Origin of the sequence: Pigmentiphaga sp. CHJ604 (assembly GCF_036972535.1) — a bacterium.
In the GTDB taxonomy this organism is placed as follows: Bacteria; Pseudomonadota; Gammaproteobacteria; order Burkholderiales; family Burkholderiaceae_B; genus Pigmentiphaga; species Pigmentiphaga daeguensis.
Map to the genome: position 1 here is coordinate 1 of NZ_CP136998.1, position 14,652 is coordinate 14,652.

The window sequence follows — 14,652 nt, forward strand, 5'->3', positions numbered from 1 at the left end:
CCTCCATGGTGTCAAATAAATCCAATGTTGTCAATCAGTTAGGCGCGGCGCAGCCGGGATGGACCGGGCGCGCCTGTGGATAACTTCCGCCCGGAGGAGTAGAATCGGAGGTTTCGGGATCGGCCACTAGAACATCCTTCGCGCCCCCTGTCCTGCGTGGGCGCACCGGTCCTATTAGCGAGATTCATGGAAGATTTTTGGCAAACCTGCGCCCAGACGCTAGAGCAGGAACTCACTCCTCAGCAGTACAGCGCCTGGATACGTCCCCTCGTCCCGCTCGCCTTCGATGAAGCCGAGGCGGTGCTGCGGGTCGCGGCGCCCAATCGTTTCAAGCTCGACTGGGTGCGCAGCAATTTCTCCGGCCGTATCGAATCTCTGGCGGCGCAGTGGTTCCAGCGCCCCGTGCAAGTCAAGTTCGAACTGGATACCCCCCGCATGGTGGCCCCACTGCGGCCGCCCGCGCCCAGCCCCGCTGCCGTTGCCGCCAACGGGAACGGCCACGCCGGCAACGGCCATGCCGCGCCGCGCCAGGCTGCGCAGGCGCCGCTGGGCTTTCCCGGCGATCCGGTCGCCGCGGTCAATTCCGCGGCGGCCCGGGCGGCGCAGCGGGCAACCGAGGCGCCTCGTCCCGCGCCGCGTCCCGCCGCTCCGGCCAAGGCCGAAGCCAGCGAAGCCACGGGCATCTACGAACGGTCGCGCCTGAACGTCGAGCTCACCTTCGAGAACTTCGTCACCGGCAAGGCCAACCAGTTGGCCCGCGCCGCCGCGCTGCAGGTGGCCGAGAACCCCGGCACCTCGTACAACCCGCTGTTCCTGTATGGCGGCGTGGGCCTGGGCAAGACCCACCTGATCCACGCCATCGGCAATTCCATGATGGCCGAGAACGCCGCCGCGCGGGTCCGGTACATCCACGCCGAGCAGTTCGTGTCCGACGTGGTCAAGTCCTACCAGCGCAAGGCCTTCGACGATTTCAAGCGCTACTACCATTCGCTGGACCTGCTGCTGATCGACGACATCCAGTTCTTCTCGGGCAAGAACCGCACCCAGGAAGAATTCTTCTACGCCTTCGAGGCCCTGGTGGCGCTGCGCAAGCAGATCATCATCACCAGCGATACCTATCCGAAGGAGCTGTCCGGCATCGACGACCGGCTCATCTCGCGTTTCGACTCGGGCCTGACCTGCGCCATCGAGCCGCCCGAGCTGGAAATGCGCGTCGCGATCCTGCTGAAGAAGGCGGAGACCGAGGGCGTGCACCTGCCCGAGGAAGTGGCCTTCTTCATCGCCAAGCACCTGCGCAGCAACGTGCGCGAGCTGGAGGGCGCGCTGCGCAAGGTCCTGGCCTACGCCAAGTTCCACGGCCGCGCCATCACGGTGGACGTCTGCAAGGACGCCCTGAAGGATCTGCTGTCCGTGTCCAACGGCCAGATCACCGTCGAGAACATCCAGAAGACCGTGGCGGACTTCTACAAGATCAAGGTCGCCGACATGTATTCCAAGCGGCGGCCCGCCAACATTGCCCTGCCGCGCCAGATCGCCATGTATCTGGCCAAGGAGCTCACCCAGAAGAGCCTGCCCGAGATCGGCGAGCTCTTCGGGGGCCGCGACCACACCACGGTGCTGCACGCGGTGCGCAAGATTTCGGAATCCCGGGCCAAGCAGGCGGAACTGAACCATTCGCTGCACGTGCTCGAACAAACCCTGAAAGGATGACGAACCGCGACGAACCCCATCCGGGACCCTGTGAGTTGGAGTGTGGAAAAACCGTGGAGCATTTCTGGACAACCCGACGCCGTTTTTTTCGATCGAAAGTTGTTCATGGTTGTGCGCTATTCTCCAGGCCGGTTCCCCACTCGCTAAAAACTGGACAAGTTCTTGATTTATAATAGTTTTTTGAAGAAATTCCAGTTATTCACAGGGTCCTATTAACTACCAACCCAAAGAAGGATTGGATATGCAATTGGTCAAAGCCTCACGCGATGCATTGCTGAAGCCGCTCGCGACCGTTTCAGGCATCGTGGAACGGCGGCACACCCTGCCCATCCTGGCCAACATCCTGTTGCGCAAGGAAGGCAGCCGCGTGTCGTTCGTGTCCACCGACATCGAGGTTCAGATCACCACCCATGCCGATTTCGGCGTGGGTGATGCGTCTGAGTCCACCACGGTGGCAGCCCGCAAGCTGCTCGACATCCTGCGCGCCCTTCCCGACACCGGCGACGTGTCCCTTTCCCTGGCCAACAAGAAGCTGTCGGTCCAGTCCGGCAAGAGCCGCTTCGCGCTGCAGACCCTGGCGGCCGAGGAGTTCCCCACCGTGGCCCAGCCGGCCTCGTGGAACGCTTCGCTGACCATGACGCAGAAGTCGTTCAAGCACCTGATGAACATGGTGCACTTCGCGATGGCGCAGCAGGACATCCGCTACTACCTGAACGGCATGCTGCTGGTGCTGGACGGCAACAACGTGCGCTGCGTCGCCACCGACGGCCACCGCCTGGCCTATTGCGCGGTCGCCATCGATGCCGATGCCCCCAAGCAGGAAGTGATCGTCCCGCGCAAGACGGTGCTGGAACTGCTGCGCCTCCTGGACGACAGCGAGGAGCCCATCGAGATCTCGGTGGCAGCCAATCAGATCCGTTTCCGCTTCGGCGACGTCGAGCTGATCTCCAAGCTGGTCGAAGGCAAGTTCCCCGACTACCAGCGCGTGATCCCGAACGGCTACACCAAGCATTTCCCGATCGCCCGCGAAGCCCTGCAGCGCAGCTTGCAGCGCGCCGCCATCCTGACCACCGACAAGTTCAAGGGTGTGCGGATGCAGATGGCCGATCATGTCCTGAAGATTTCCGCCAGCAACGCGGAACAGGAAGAGGCCCAGGAAGAACTCGAGATCGACTTCGGCTTCGAGCCCCTGGACATCGGTTTCAACGTCAGCTACCTGCTGGACGTGCTGGGCAACCTGAAGGCCGAGACGGTGCAGTGGAGCGTGGGCGACGCCAACTCCTCGGCGCTGATCACCTTGCCCGACGACACGGACTTCAAGTATGTCGTGATGCCTATGCGCATTTAAGGCCCCCCCTACGCGCTTACGCGCGCCCCCAGGGGCGGCACTGGCGGACCGGCAAAGCCGGATCCGCTGTGCCCTGGGTCTGGGGAGGATGTCTTGGGGTGGGGCGGTGGTTTTTTAGGTTGTTCCTTTGGGGGGCAACCGTGGGTGGCCTGAGTGGGCGCCCACTTTTGTTTTTTCTGGCGGGTGGGGTATTGCCTGTGCAGAGTGGATGGTTGGATATCTATGACCGAACAGAACACTACGCCCGAGTCGGGCGAGATCGATAACAGCCTTGACGGGACGCCCGTGGTGGCCGCTGCCCCTGTGGTGGACAGCTACGGCGCCGACTCCATCAAGATGCTGAAGGGGCTGGAGGCCGTGCGCAAGCGGCCGGGCATGTACATCGGCGATACGTCCGATGGCACGGGCCTGCACCACATGGTGTTCGAGGTCGTGGACAACGCCATCGACGAAGCGCTGGCCGGCTATTGCGACGAGATCATCGTCACCATCCATGCCGACAACTCCATCTCGGTGTCCGACAACGGCCGGGGCATTCCGACCGCCGTGCACAAGGACGACGAATTCCAGCGCAGCGCCGCGGAGATCGTCATGACCGAGCTGCACGCGGGCGGCAAGTTCGACCAGAACTCGTACAAGGTCTCGGGCGGCCTGCACGGCGTGGGCGTATCCTGCGTGAACGCGCTGTCCGAATGGCTCCGTCTCAGCATCCGGCGCAACGGCGAGCTGCACCAGATGGAGTTCCGCCGCGGTGAACGCGTCGAGCCGCTGAAGGTCACCGGCAAGACCGACAAGCGCGGTACCCGGGTGCAGTACCTGGCGGATTCGCAAATCTTCACCAACGTCGAATACCACTACGAGATCCTGTCCAAGCGGCTGCGCGAGCTCTCGTTCCTGAACAACGGCGTGCGCATCAAGCTGGTGGACGAGCGCCAGGGCAAGGAAGAAGACTTCGCTTTCAGCGGCGGCGTCAAGGGCTTCGTCGAGTACATCAACCGCGCCAAGACCGTGCTGCATCCCAACGTCTTCGCGGTGGCCACCGAGTCGTCGGCCGGCGGCGTGCCGGTGGGCGTGGAAGTGGCGATGCAGTGGAACGACAGCTACACCGAAAGTGTGCTGTGCTTCACCAACAACATCCCGCAGCGCGACGGCGGCACGCACCTGACCGGCCTGCGCGCGGCGATGACGCGCATCATCAACAAGTACATCGACGAGAACGAACTGGCCAAGAAGGCCAAGGTCGAGACCACCGGCGACGACATGCGCGAGGGCCTGACCTGCGTGTTGTCGGTGAAGGTGCCCGAGCCCAAGTTCAGCAGCCAGACCAAGGACAAGCTGGTATCCAGCGAAGTGCGCCCCGCCGTGGAAGACGCCGTGGCGCGCAGCCTGGAGAGCTGGCTGCTCGAGAACCCCATCGACGCCAAGGCCTTGTGCGGCAAGATCGTCGAGGCCGCCCGCGCCCGCGAGGCCGCGCGCAAGGCGCGCGAGATGACGCGCCGCAAGGGCGTGCTGGAAGGCGCCGGGCTGCCCGGCAAGCTGGCCGACTGCCAGGAAAAGGATCCGTCCAAGTCCGAGATCTACATCGTCGAGGGCGATTCCGCCGGCGGTTCGGCCAAGCAGGGCCGCGACCGCAAGTTCCAGGCCATCCTGCCGCTGCGCGGCAAGGTGCTGAACGTCGAGAAGGCGCGTTTCGACAAGCTGATCAGCAGCGAGCAGATCGCCACCCTGATCACCGCGCTGGGCACCAGCATCGGACCCGACTTCAACATCGACAAGCTGCGCTACCACCGCATCATCATCATGACCGACGCGGACGTGGACGGCGCGCACATCCGCACGCTGCTGCTGACACTGTTCTATCGCCAGATGCCGCAGCTGATCGAGCATGGCTATGTCTACATCGCCCAGCCGCCGCTGTACAAGGTCAAGGTCGGCCGCGACGAGCGCTACCTGAAGGACGACGCCGAAGAGGCCGCCTTCATGCTCGAGCTTTCGCTCAAGGATGCCCGGCTGTTCCCCTCCGCCGACGCCCAGCCCATCGCCGGCGACGCGTTGAAGGAACTGGCGCGCCAGTACAACCTGGTCGACGCCGTGATCGAGCGCCTGTCGCGTTTCGTGGACCTTGCCACGCTGTCGGCCATCGTGCGCGGCTTCGAGGCGGACCTGTCGTCCGTGGACCAGGCCGAGCTGTCGCGCCAGCGCCTGCAGGCCGAACTGGAAGACCCGTCCATGCCCGGCGTGGTGCAGGTCAAGGTCTCGGTGGACGAGGAAACCCAGCAGTCCAGGCTGGAGATCCATCGCAACCACCACGGCAATATCCGCGTCAGCGTGATCGACCAGCATTTCGTCGACGGCCCCGACTACAGCGTGCTGCGCAACGCCGCCCAGACCTTCCAGGGCCTGATCGGCCCGGGCGCGAAGATCGAGCGCGGCGAAGGCGACAAGCGCAAGGAACTGCCGGTGGCCGACTTCCGCGAAGCCATGCAATGGATGCGCGCCGAGGCGGAACGCTCGCTGTCCAAGCAGCGCTACAAGGGCCTGGGCGAGATGAACCCCGGGCAGCTGTGGGAAACCACCATGGATCCCACCGTGCGCCGCCTGCTGCGGGTGCAGATCGAGGACGCGATTTCGGCGGACGAGATCTTCACGACGCTGATGGGCGACCACGTCGAGCCGCGCCGCGCGTTCATCGAGACGCATGCGTTGATGGCGGGGAATATTGACGTTTGAGGCACGGCTGACTTACGGCGCATCGACCGTCCAGCAAGACAATTCGACGGCCACCTTTGGTGGTCGTTCGTTTTTGTGTTTCGTTTCAGGACACTCCAGTGACCGGCCAATTGATGTGCGAAACATTGCTGCGATATAAACTCCAGGCATGACTCGCGTCTCCATACAACCAATCATGTTCATCTGGGCCCGCCAGCGCGCCCAGATGGATGAGGCTGTGCTGCTGGCGCGTTTTCCTCGCCTTATGGAGTGGGAGTCCGGCGCTATCCAGCCCACTTTGCGCCAACTCGAACAGTTCGCGCAGGCTACGCACGCGCCGTTGGGGTATTTCTTCCTTCCCGAGCCTCCGCGAGAGGACTTGCCGATTCCCGATTTTCGGACAATGGGCCGAGATTCGCCACGCCTGACTGCCGATCTGCTGGATGTGATTTTCACCTGTCAAACGCGACAAACTTGGTATCGGGACGAAGCCCTGGTTAACGGCGAGAAGCCACTGCCCTTCGTCGCCTGCGTGACGATGGAAACGCCGCCGATGGAAGTGGCGCAACGAATCCGCGAGGTGCTCGGGTTCAGCGTGGAGGCTCGTTCTGAATGTCCCACGTGGGCTGAGGCATTGCGCCTGTTTATTGCGCAGGCCGAGCAAGCAGGTGTGATGGTGATGGTCAGTGGGGTGGTGATGAACAACAACACCCGGCAGCTGAACCCCCGTGAATTTAGAGGTTTTGCCCTTGCGGATAAGCTGGCACCCTTGGTGTTCATCAACGGGGCGGATAGCAAGGCTGCCCAGATGTTTACGTTGGCGCACGAACTTGCGCATTTGTGGCTGGGGCAGTCGGCTTTGTCGGATGCTCGGATATCGGAAGTTTCCGATTACGCCGTGGAAGTATGGTGCAACCAGGTAGCAGCCGAACTGCTTGTTCCCCGGGCGGACTTTCTTGATGCGCTTCGCGCCGATGAGCCGCTGGATGCCGCATTGAAGCGGCTGGCACGACATTTCAAGGTAAGCACCTTGGTGCTTCTGCGGCGGATGTGGGACGTGGGATATCTCGATAGAGCGGCGTTCTGGCGGGCTTATCGGGATGAAGAGGCGCGTTTGAGGAGTTTGGCTGAGCGCAATGCAGGAGGCGGCGATTTCTATCGAACCACTGTCGCTCGCGTCAGCAAGCGATTTGCTCAGTCCTTGGTTGCAAGCACCCTTGAAGGGCGAACTTTGTACCGGGATGCGTTTCGCATGCTTGGCATCGCAAAGTCGGGCACGTTCAACGAGCTGGGGCGAATACTGGGATTTCCGACCTGATGGCCTACCTGCTGGATGCCAACGTCTTCATTCAGGCCAAGAACCTACAGTACGGGTTCGACTTTTGCCCCCGCATTTTGGTCTTGGCTTGACCAGGCATATGACGCCGGGCGACTCTGCAGCATTCGCCAAGTGGGTGATGAACTGACTGGTGGTGGGGACGAATTGGCCGAGTGGGCACTGGGTAGGGAGGACGGATTCTTCCTGGCCCCGGACGCCGCTGTGCTTACTGCCGCCCAGCACGTAAGCGCATGGGTAGTCCAACAAGGGTATGAGCCTGCGGCTGTGAATACCTTTATGCAGGTAGCGGACTTCTGGTTGGTTGCAACCGCGTTGACCGGCCATCATACGCTGGTGACGCATGAAGTGGCGTCAGCATCCGTCAAGAAAATCAAGATTCCCAATGTGTGCATTGGACTAGGGGTGGACTTCATGTCTCCCTACCAAATGCTGCGCAGGGAGCAGGCTAGATTCGTCTTGGGGCCAACGCCGACTTGAGGCTAGGCGCCGGATCGTGGCTCATCGAGCATCTAGCGCTTTCAGCCCGGCGCCTGCGCGCCGTCCATGCCGCGCAGCAGTTCCTCCAGTGTGGCGCGCGCCGCCTCCCCCGCCGGACTCAACGGCCGCGCGGTACTCCACACGACGCTGATGCCACGCTGGATGGCCGGCTCGGCAATGGGGGTGAAGGCAATGCCGTCCACCACGGCCGGCACCGGGCCGATGCGGGGGCGGATCGTATATAGCTCGCCCTGCCGCATCAGCGCGGTGATCAAGTGGCTGGAACTGGCGTTCAGCACCGGGCGCACCTCGCGGCCTATGCCGGCCGCGGCGCTGTCGACCAGCCGCCGCAGCCGGTTCGGCGGGATGGACAGAGCCAGTGGATAGGACAAGGCATCCCCCAGCGGCATGGACGCCGGCAGCACGGGGAAACCGTCCGCGGGGCCGCAGAAGCAGAACACCTGCCGGCCGCGCTCGATCGCATGCAGGCTGGTGTCCGAGCTGCCTTCGGGCAGCACGCCTATGTCGGCCTCGTTGCCCGCCATCCATCTGGTGATGGCGTGGCTGTCTCCTTCCAGCAGCGTCAGGCGCACCCGCGGATGGCGGTCGCGCATCGCGCCGAACAGGACGGGGCCGAGCTGGTCGGCCAGCGAGGTCGGGATCGCCACGATCAGGTCGCCGGCCGGTTCCGTGGCGACGCGCGCCATGGCGGCTTCGGCCTCGGCCACGTTGCGGAAGATGCGCCGCGCATGGGCGATGAGCTGTTCGCCCGCGTTGGTGGGTTGCACGCCGCTGGACGAGCGTTCCAGCAGCGGCGTGCCCAGCGATTCTTCCAGCAGCCGGATCTGCCGGCCCACCGCGGGCTGCGCTCGCAGCAGGCGCGCGGCCGCGCGATTGATGCTGCCTTCTTCCACCACCACCAGGAACGCGCGCAGATGATCGAGATTGAGTGCCACGCAGCGTCTCCAGGCCTGGCCGCTATCCATTTTTTTTAGAAAAGCTCTAAAGGAATTGTACTTCCGCGCCTTCGCCGCGCTGATTAGACTGCCCGGCATCCCGGGGCATGTCAGGCCGCGGTGGGAGGAGGAGATGACTCAGGATATCGATCGGGGCCGGCGCCGGGTCCTGGCCACGGCCGCTCGATCCGCCGCTGTGGCCGGGCTGGTGCCGGCCTGCGCGCTGGCGCAGTCCTATCCCTCGCGTCCGGTGCGCCTGCTGGTGCCGGTCAGCGCGGGCGGCGGCACCGACATGATCGCATCGCCAAGGCCGACCAGCACGCACTGATCGAAGCCCACGGTGGCCGCGAGGCGGTGGTCCGGCGCGGGGGATTCGGCGCCACGCCGGCGCCGGGCGTGGAGGCGAAGTTCGCATAGCAGCCGGGACTCGTGGATTGGATCGCCATGCTGGATAATCCATCCAGAAGCCGGGGACTTATCGGCCCCGGCCGGCTGCCCTAAGCTGAAGCTCCCAAGTGAGGCCACCATGCGTACCCTGATCATCATCGCCATCGGACTGGTCCTGGCCATCGCGCTGCTGCGCGTGGTCCCCGCGCCCCATCGCACCTGGGCCGCCGGGCTCTTCACGCTGGCCTGGCTGGCGGCGTGCGCATGGAACCTGCGCACCGGCCTTTCCCACGGCTATACCCTGGCCGAGGAACTGCCCATCCATGCGGCACTGTTCGGCATCCCGGCGCTGGTCGCATGGGGTCTGTGGTGGTGGGCGCGCCGTGGGTAAGGCGCGAGCCTAGCGGCGCCCCTTGCTCGCCTGGTCGTACTTGCGCCAGTAGGCAAACTCTTCCTCGTGGACCTCGAGGTCGATCTCCGATAGGCGCAACTGCAACCGCTCCTGCACGTCCGCGACCGCCTGGTTGTAGATCGCGGGCCCGATCTCTTCGACGAAGAAGGCGAGCAGCCCGCCGGCGGCGACGTTGCCGATGGGCTCCTCCATGTTCTGGTCGAAGTAGCGCTGGATCGAGGCGATGGCAGTGGTGCGGACTTGCTTGTCGAGTTCGATGGTCATGTCGGCTTTCTGGCGAGGGGCGCCGGGCCGTTCAATTTATCACCTCCTCCACGCGGTTCACCAATTTCCCGATCTTCTCGATCTCGCATTCGATCACGTCGCCGTCCTTCAGCCACTGGCGCGGGTTCATCGCATAGCCGACGCCCGAGGGCGTGCCGGTGGCGATCACGTCGCCCGGCTCCAGCGTCAGCCCCGACGACAGCGACGCGATGGTGCGCGGGATGGAGAAGATCATCGCGCCGGTGCTGGCGTTCTGGCGCTGTTCGCCGTTGACCTTGAGGGAGATCCGCAGCGCATGGGGATCGCCGACGGCTTCGGGCGAGACGATCCACGGGCCGAGGGGGCAACTGCCGTCGATGGCCTTGCCCTTGAACCACTGGTCGTGGCGTTTCTGCAGGTCGCGGGCGCTGATGTCGTTGAGGATCGTGTAGCCGAAGATGTGGCCGGGGGCGTCGCCTTCGGCGATGTCGCGGCCGCCCTGGCCGATGACGACGGCGAGTTCGACCTCGTAATCCAGGCGGCGGGTGACGCGCTGGTCGTAGCGGATGGCGCCCTCGTGCGGGACGATCGCGGTCCAGGGCTTGGTGAAGAACTGCGGATGCTCGGGCTCCTGGGTATCGAGATTGCGCAGCGCCTGCGGCGCCTGCAGACGTCCGCCCAGCAGCGACAGCTCCAGCGAGCGCGCGCGTCCGATGGTGAACAGGAAGGCGCCGCCGCTATGGTTGCCGGCCTGGATCTCGCGCATCTGGAAGAAGGCCGTGTCGACGGCCACCACCAGGTCGCAGGACGTGGCCAGGTAGACGCCGCCTCCGATGGCCGGGCCGTTCACGGCCGCGACCACTGGCTTGGCGTTGCGCTGGATGCGCTGCCGCGCGGCGACGTTCCAGCGGCCGTAGGCATCGATGGCCTGGGGATCTGCCTGGGCGGTGAAACGCAGGTCCTGGCCGGCGCTGAAGATGTCGCCCGCGCCGGTCAGGACGGCGCAGCGGCAACCCGGGTCGACCTCGACCTCGTCGAAGGCGGCGACCAGTTCCTGGAAGGTCTGGAGATCGTGGGCGTTCCTGGCGTCGGGGCGATCGATGACGACCCGCCAGATGGGGCCTTGTTGGTCGATCCTGATGTGCTGAGGCATGGTGTCTCCTGTCGTGGCCGCGTGCATCGGTGCGGCGGATTATCTCGACGGAAGACACCGGGAAGACGTCGCTTTCACCAGTGTGAAAGCGTTTTCACAAATGTGAAATTCAGTGATGTGGAAAACGCAGAAGCGGTTCGCGCGCAGATCCGCGCGAACCGCTTCAAGGACACGCGGGAGACTTATTGAGGTTCGATCCCCGCCGCCTGGATCACCGGCTTCCACTTGGCCGTCTCGGCCTTGATGCGGGCGGCGAACACGTCGGGCATTTCACCCAGCGGCGTGATGCCGGCGTTCTCGAGCTGTGCGCGGAAAGCCGGTTCGTTGATCATCTTGCGGCCTTCCTCGGCCAGCTTGGCGACCACGTCCGCCGGCATGCCGGTCGGGCCCATCAGTCCGTTCCAGGTGTCGACCTCGTGGCCCGGGTAGGTTTCCGCGATGGTGGGTACCGAAGGCAGCTGCGGCAGGCGCTTGTCGCTGGAAACCGCCAGCAGCGTGAGCTTCTCGGGCGTCTTGGCGTAGGACATGACTTCCGAGACGCTGGCGCTGTACATGTCGATCTGCCCGGCCAGCACGTCGGCCAGGGCCGGCGCGCCGCCGCGGTAGGGAACGGTGGTGGCGGTCACGCCGACGCGGCTCAGGAACAGCAGCGCCGACAGGTGGGTCAGCGTGCCGTTGCCGCCGTGGCCCACGTTCAGCTTGCCGGGATTGGCCTTGGCGTAGTTGACGAGGTCGGTCACGGTGCGGAAGTTGCGCTGGGGGTTGACCGCCAGCACGAAGGGGTTGCCGCCCACGTTGACGATGGGGGCGAGGTCGCGGATCGGGTCGTAGCGGATCTTGTTGGTCATGGGCGCCGTGACGATCTGCGTCATGGTCGCCATGAACAGCGTGTAGCCGTCGGGCTGGGCGCGCGCGACCTGCTCGGCGGCGATGGTGCCGGCCGCGCCGCCCTTGTTGTCCACGATGAAGGGCTTGCCGAAGATCTTGCTCATGCGCTCGGCCATCATGCGGGCCATCATGTCGGTATTGCCGCCCGGGGCGAACGGCACCACGATGGTGACCGGCCGGCTGGGCCAGGCATCGGCGGCCAGGGCGGTGGCGGGGCCCGCGGCGATCGCGGCCGCCGCCAGGGCCAGGGGAATGCGGCGCAGCCATTGCTGGAGGGGGTTCATGGTGTCGTCTCCTTCATCGGTCGTCATTGTCGTCGGTGGAGCAGGCCGCCGTTCGGTGCGAGCGCGCCGGCGGCCGGAAAACGGGCGCGAAAGGGGCCTCCCCGCGCGCGAACGCGCCGGGGCAATGCCTGTGGAAAGAATCCCCTTGCGTGCCGGGTTCGTATGTGCCGGGCTGGCGGGCGCCGGGGCCGCCGGCGCTCGTGCTCAGTCTTTTTTTCCCGTGTCCTTCTTGCCGTCCTTGGCGGCCAGCACCGCGGCGGGCGGCTGGACGACGAAGTGGGCGAGGCGGTGCCGGTCGAACGATTCCAGGTTGCGCTCCCAGGTCTGCGGCTGGTGGTCGGCGTCCATCGGAATCTGGTCCATGTCGGTATAGATCTCGACGTTGTTGCCGTCCGGATCCTTGAACACTAGGAACCAGTTCGCGCCGGGGCCGTGCTGGCCGATGCCGCGCTCGATCGTCACGCCCAACTGGCGGGCCACGTCCACGGCGCGGCGCATTTCCTCGACCGATTCCACGTAGTACGAGAAGTGCTCGAGCCCTGGGCGCGTATAGCGCGGAAGATCGTCGCGGTCGGGGGCGTCGTCGGGGATGCGCGACAGGGCCAGGTCATGGTGGTCTTCACCCGCCCGCAGGAAGACCATCTGGTCGCCGATGCGGTCGGACACGCGCAGGCCCATGACCTCGGTATAGAAGCGGGTGGAGGCTTCGAGGTCGCGAACCATCAGGACCAGGTGGCCCAGTTTGCGCGTACGGATGGGAGCGACCGGTTGCTGGTCAGCGGATGTCACGTTTGCCTCCTTGCCTATCGGCTTTCCTGCACGACGGTGTTCTCGATCGTGCCGATGTTCTCGATGCGCGCCACCATCCTGTCCCCCGCCTTCAGGTAGACGCCGCGCCCCATGCCCACGCCGTCGGGCGTACCGGTGGCGATGAAGTCGCCGGGATGCAGGGTCAGGATGCGCGACAGGTAGGCGATCTGCTCGGCCACCGAGAAGATCATTTCCGAGGTGCTGCCGTCCTGCATGGTCTCGCCGTTGACCGCCAGCGACATGCGCAGTTGCTGGGGGTCGCCGATGCAGCCCGCCGGCACCAGCCACGGGCCCATGGGACCGAAGGTGTCGAAGCTCTTGCCGCGGAACCAGTCGTGGGTGAAGGGATAGTCGGTGCGGCGGTTGAGGTCGCGCGCGCTGATGTCGTTGAATACGGTATAGGCGGCGATGGCCGACAGGGCGTCGTCGACCGGTACGTGGCGGCAGGTCTTGCCGATGACCACGCCCAGTTCCACTTCCCAGTCGAGCCGACTGGTCTCGGGCGGCATCTGGACGTTTTCGCCGGTGGCGACCACGCTGGTCTCGGCCTTCATGAAGATGTAGGGCTGGCTTTCGCTGCGCGCCGCCAGCTTGGTGCCCATCTCGTCGGCGTGTTCGTAGAAATTGGAAGCCGTCGCGAAGATGCGGCGGGGCTGGTAGGGGACCGCATAGGTGGCGTCTTCCACCACGGCCAGCCGGCCGCTTGCGGCGAGTTGGACGGCGCGATCGGCCATCGTGGCGATCAGCGGGCCGCTGCCGGCCCAATCCGCGATCAGCGCGCCGATGCCCCCCGCCACGCGGGCCGGGTCCACGTCGCAGGCTTTCGCCAATTGCGCCAGGTCATACAGGGTGTCGTTGACCACCAGGCCAGGATGCTTGCCGCCGTTGCGCTGATAAGTCGCCAGACCGTGCCAGTTCACGGAATCTCCTCGTTGCTGTCTGTGTTGGATCCGGGGCGTCGACCCGGCGGGACCGCCAGTTTTACCCCATGCTTTGGGATACTTTAAGCATGTCGTGTATACACGTCAACCGTTTTAAGATAAATTTTTTGCCAGGTGTGTGCCAGAAAAAGGGGAGGACAAACCCGGAATGGCAGGGGCGGGGCAGGAGTCGGCCATCGAATGCGGCTGCTTTTTGTATGCAATATCGTCCTAGTGTGTTCAATAAGGGAGATCCGGCATATCCAGGTGCCGCTCATGTTCATGGTCGAAGCGGTGCCGCGTATAATCCGCGGGCATTCGCTGGCCCATGTTGAAGGATGCTTTCGTGACCACCATTGCCGCTCGGATCAGCCAGTCGCTGGCTGACGAGATCATTGCGGGTACCCTGGCCCCGGGCGAGAAGCTCGAGGAGCCCTCGCTGGCCGAGCGCTTCCAGGTATCGCGCACACCCATCCGCGAGGCGCTGCGCCTGCTCAATGCCCGCGGCCTGATCGAGCTGGTGCCGCGCCGTGGCGGCGTGGTGGCCAACGTCAGCGCCGAACAACTGGCCGACATGCTCGAGGCGCTGTGCGAACTGGAGTCGCTGTGCTGCCGCATCGCCACCCAGCGCATGAGCGCCATGCAGCGCCGCCAGCTCGAACTGCTGCACGAACAGGCCCAGCAGGTTTCCGAGCGCGGCGATGCCGATGCCTATCTCAAGATCAACGCGCGCTTCCACCAGCTCATCTGCCAGGGTACGCAGAACCAGACCCTGGTCGCTCAGGTCGAAAACCTGCGTGACCGGCTGGCGCCGGTGCGCGCCGCGCAAAGCGGGGTCGAACGGCGCTTCGAAACTTCCCATCGCGAACACGAGAAGATCGTGGAAGCGGTGCTGGCCGGCCAGCCCGAGCAGGCCTACCTGGCCATGCGCAGCCACACCACCCGGCTGACGCTTCATGTGATGGAGCAGATCGAGGCCCAACGCGCCGGCTAGCGACCATTCCTCGCGCGTCGGC

General features: G+C 64.7%; 14 protein-coding genes and 1 pseudogene. 9 read left to right on the top strand and 6 right to left on the bottom strand.

The features are described 5' to 3' along the window. Positions 1-186: 186 nt before the first annotated feature. The 6 genes and pseudogenes from dnaA to R4823_RS00030 form a co-directional block, all read left to right on the top strand. Complete coding sequence (gene dnaA / locus R4823_RS00005; protein ID WP_338616995.1) at positions 187-1,710, top strand: chromosomal replication initiator protein DnaA; 1,524 nt, start codon at positions 187-189, stop codon at positions 1,708-1,710. A gap of 241 nt (positions 1,711-1,951) precedes the next feature. Then, a complete protein-coding gene (gene dnaN / locus R4823_RS00010; protein WP_087839045.1) occupies positions 1,952-3,058 on the top strand; it encodes a DNA polymerase III subunit beta in 1,107 nt (368 codons plus the stop codon). Between the two features lie 222 nt (positions 3,059-3,280). Beyond that, entirely contained in the window at positions 3,281-5,788 is a 2,508-nt protein-coding gene (gene gyrB / locus R4823_RS00015) for a DNA topoisomerase (ATP-hydrolyzing) subunit B (protein ID WP_087839044.1), read from the top strand. Positions 5,789-5,936: 148 nt separating this feature from the next. Next, a complete protein-coding gene (locus R4823_RS00020) occupies positions 5,937-7,085 on the top strand; it encodes an ImmA/IrrE family metallo-endopeptidase (protein WP_087839043.1) in 1,149 nt (382 codons plus the stop codon). Beyond that, a complete protein-coding gene (locus tag R4823_RS00025; RefSeq protein WP_338616997.1) occupies positions 7,085-7,177 on the top strand; it encodes a DUF4411 family protein in 93 nt (30 codons plus the stop codon). Before R4823_RS00020 ends, R4823_RS00025 begins: the two co-directional genes overlap by 1 nt. 28 nt (positions 7,178-7,205) lie before the next feature. Then, positions 7,206-7,583: pseudogene (locus R4823_RS00030) on the top strand (DUF4411 family protein); the annotation flags it as partial. 41 nt (positions 7,584-7,624) lie between these two features. Here the strand turns inward: R4823_RS00030 and R4823_RS00035 are convergent. Further along, positions 7,625-8,539, bottom strand: a complete 915-nt coding sequence (locus R4823_RS00035; protein WP_338616998.1) for a LysR family transcriptional regulator — start codon at positions 8,537-8,539, stop codon at positions 7,625-7,627. A 133-nt stretch (positions 8,540-8,672) separates the two neighbouring features. On the opposite strand from R4823_RS00035, the gene R4823_RS00040 reads away from it, so the two are divergent. Beyond that, positions 8,673-8,867, top strand: a complete 195-nt coding sequence (locus R4823_RS00040; protein WP_087839040.1) for a hypothetical protein — start codon at positions 8,673-8,675, stop codon at positions 8,865-8,867. A 198-nt stretch (positions 8,868-9,065) separates the two neighbouring features. Next, on the top strand, positions 9,066-9,317 hold the full coding sequence (locus tag R4823_RS00045; protein ID WP_087839039.1) for a hypothetical protein: 252 nt from the start codon (positions 9,066-9,068) through the stop codon (positions 9,315-9,317). A 9-nt stretch (positions 9,318-9,326) separates the two neighbouring features. Here R4823_RS00045 and R4823_RS00050 read toward each other — a convergent pair whose 3' ends face one another. From R4823_RS00050 to R4823_RS00070, 5 genes are all read right to left on the bottom strand, one after another. Then, positions 9,327-9,602 carry a DUF2164 domain-containing protein gene (locus R4823_RS00050; RefSeq protein ID WP_087839038.1) on the bottom strand — a complete coding sequence of 92 codons (276 nt, stop codon included), beginning with the start codon at positions 9,600-9,602 and terminating at the stop codon, positions 9,327-9,329. 31 nt (positions 9,603-9,633) lie between these two features. Next, positions 9,634-10,734 carry a fumarylacetoacetate hydrolase family protein gene (locus R4823_RS00055; RefSeq protein WP_338617001.1) on the bottom strand — a complete coding sequence of 367 codons (1,101 nt, stop codon included), beginning with the start codon at positions 10,732-10,734 and terminating at the stop codon, positions 9,634-9,636. A gap of 182 nt (positions 10,735-10,916) precedes the next feature. Then, the gene (locus R4823_RS00060) at positions 10,917-11,906 is read right to left on the bottom strand and encodes a tripartite tricarboxylate transporter substrate binding protein (RefSeq protein ID WP_087839032.1); all 990 of its coding nucleotides are present in this window, start codon (positions 11,904-11,906) and stop codon (positions 10,917-10,919) included. Between the two features lie 204 nt (positions 11,907-12,110). Beyond that, positions 12,111-12,695, bottom strand: coding sequence for a VOC family protein (locus R4823_RS00065; protein ID WP_254914602.1), 585 nt, complete (start codon positions 12,693-12,695; stop codon positions 12,111-12,113). Positions 12,696-12,709: 14 nt separating this feature from the next. Beyond that, complete coding sequence (locus R4823_RS00070; protein WP_087839031.1) at positions 12,710-13,636, bottom strand: fumarylacetoacetate hydrolase family protein; 927 nt, start codon at positions 13,634-13,636, stop codon at positions 12,710-12,712. Between the two features lie 346 nt (positions 13,637-13,982). Here R4823_RS00070 and R4823_RS00075 point away from each other — a divergent pair, with 346 nt between their 5' ends. After that, positions 13,983-14,630 carry a GntR family transcriptional regulator gene (locus tag R4823_RS00075; RefSeq protein ID WP_087839113.1) on the top strand — a complete coding sequence of 216 codons (648 nt, stop codon included), beginning with the start codon at positions 13,983-13,985 and terminating at the stop codon, positions 14,628-14,630. Positions 14,631-14,652: the final 22 nt, after the last annotated feature.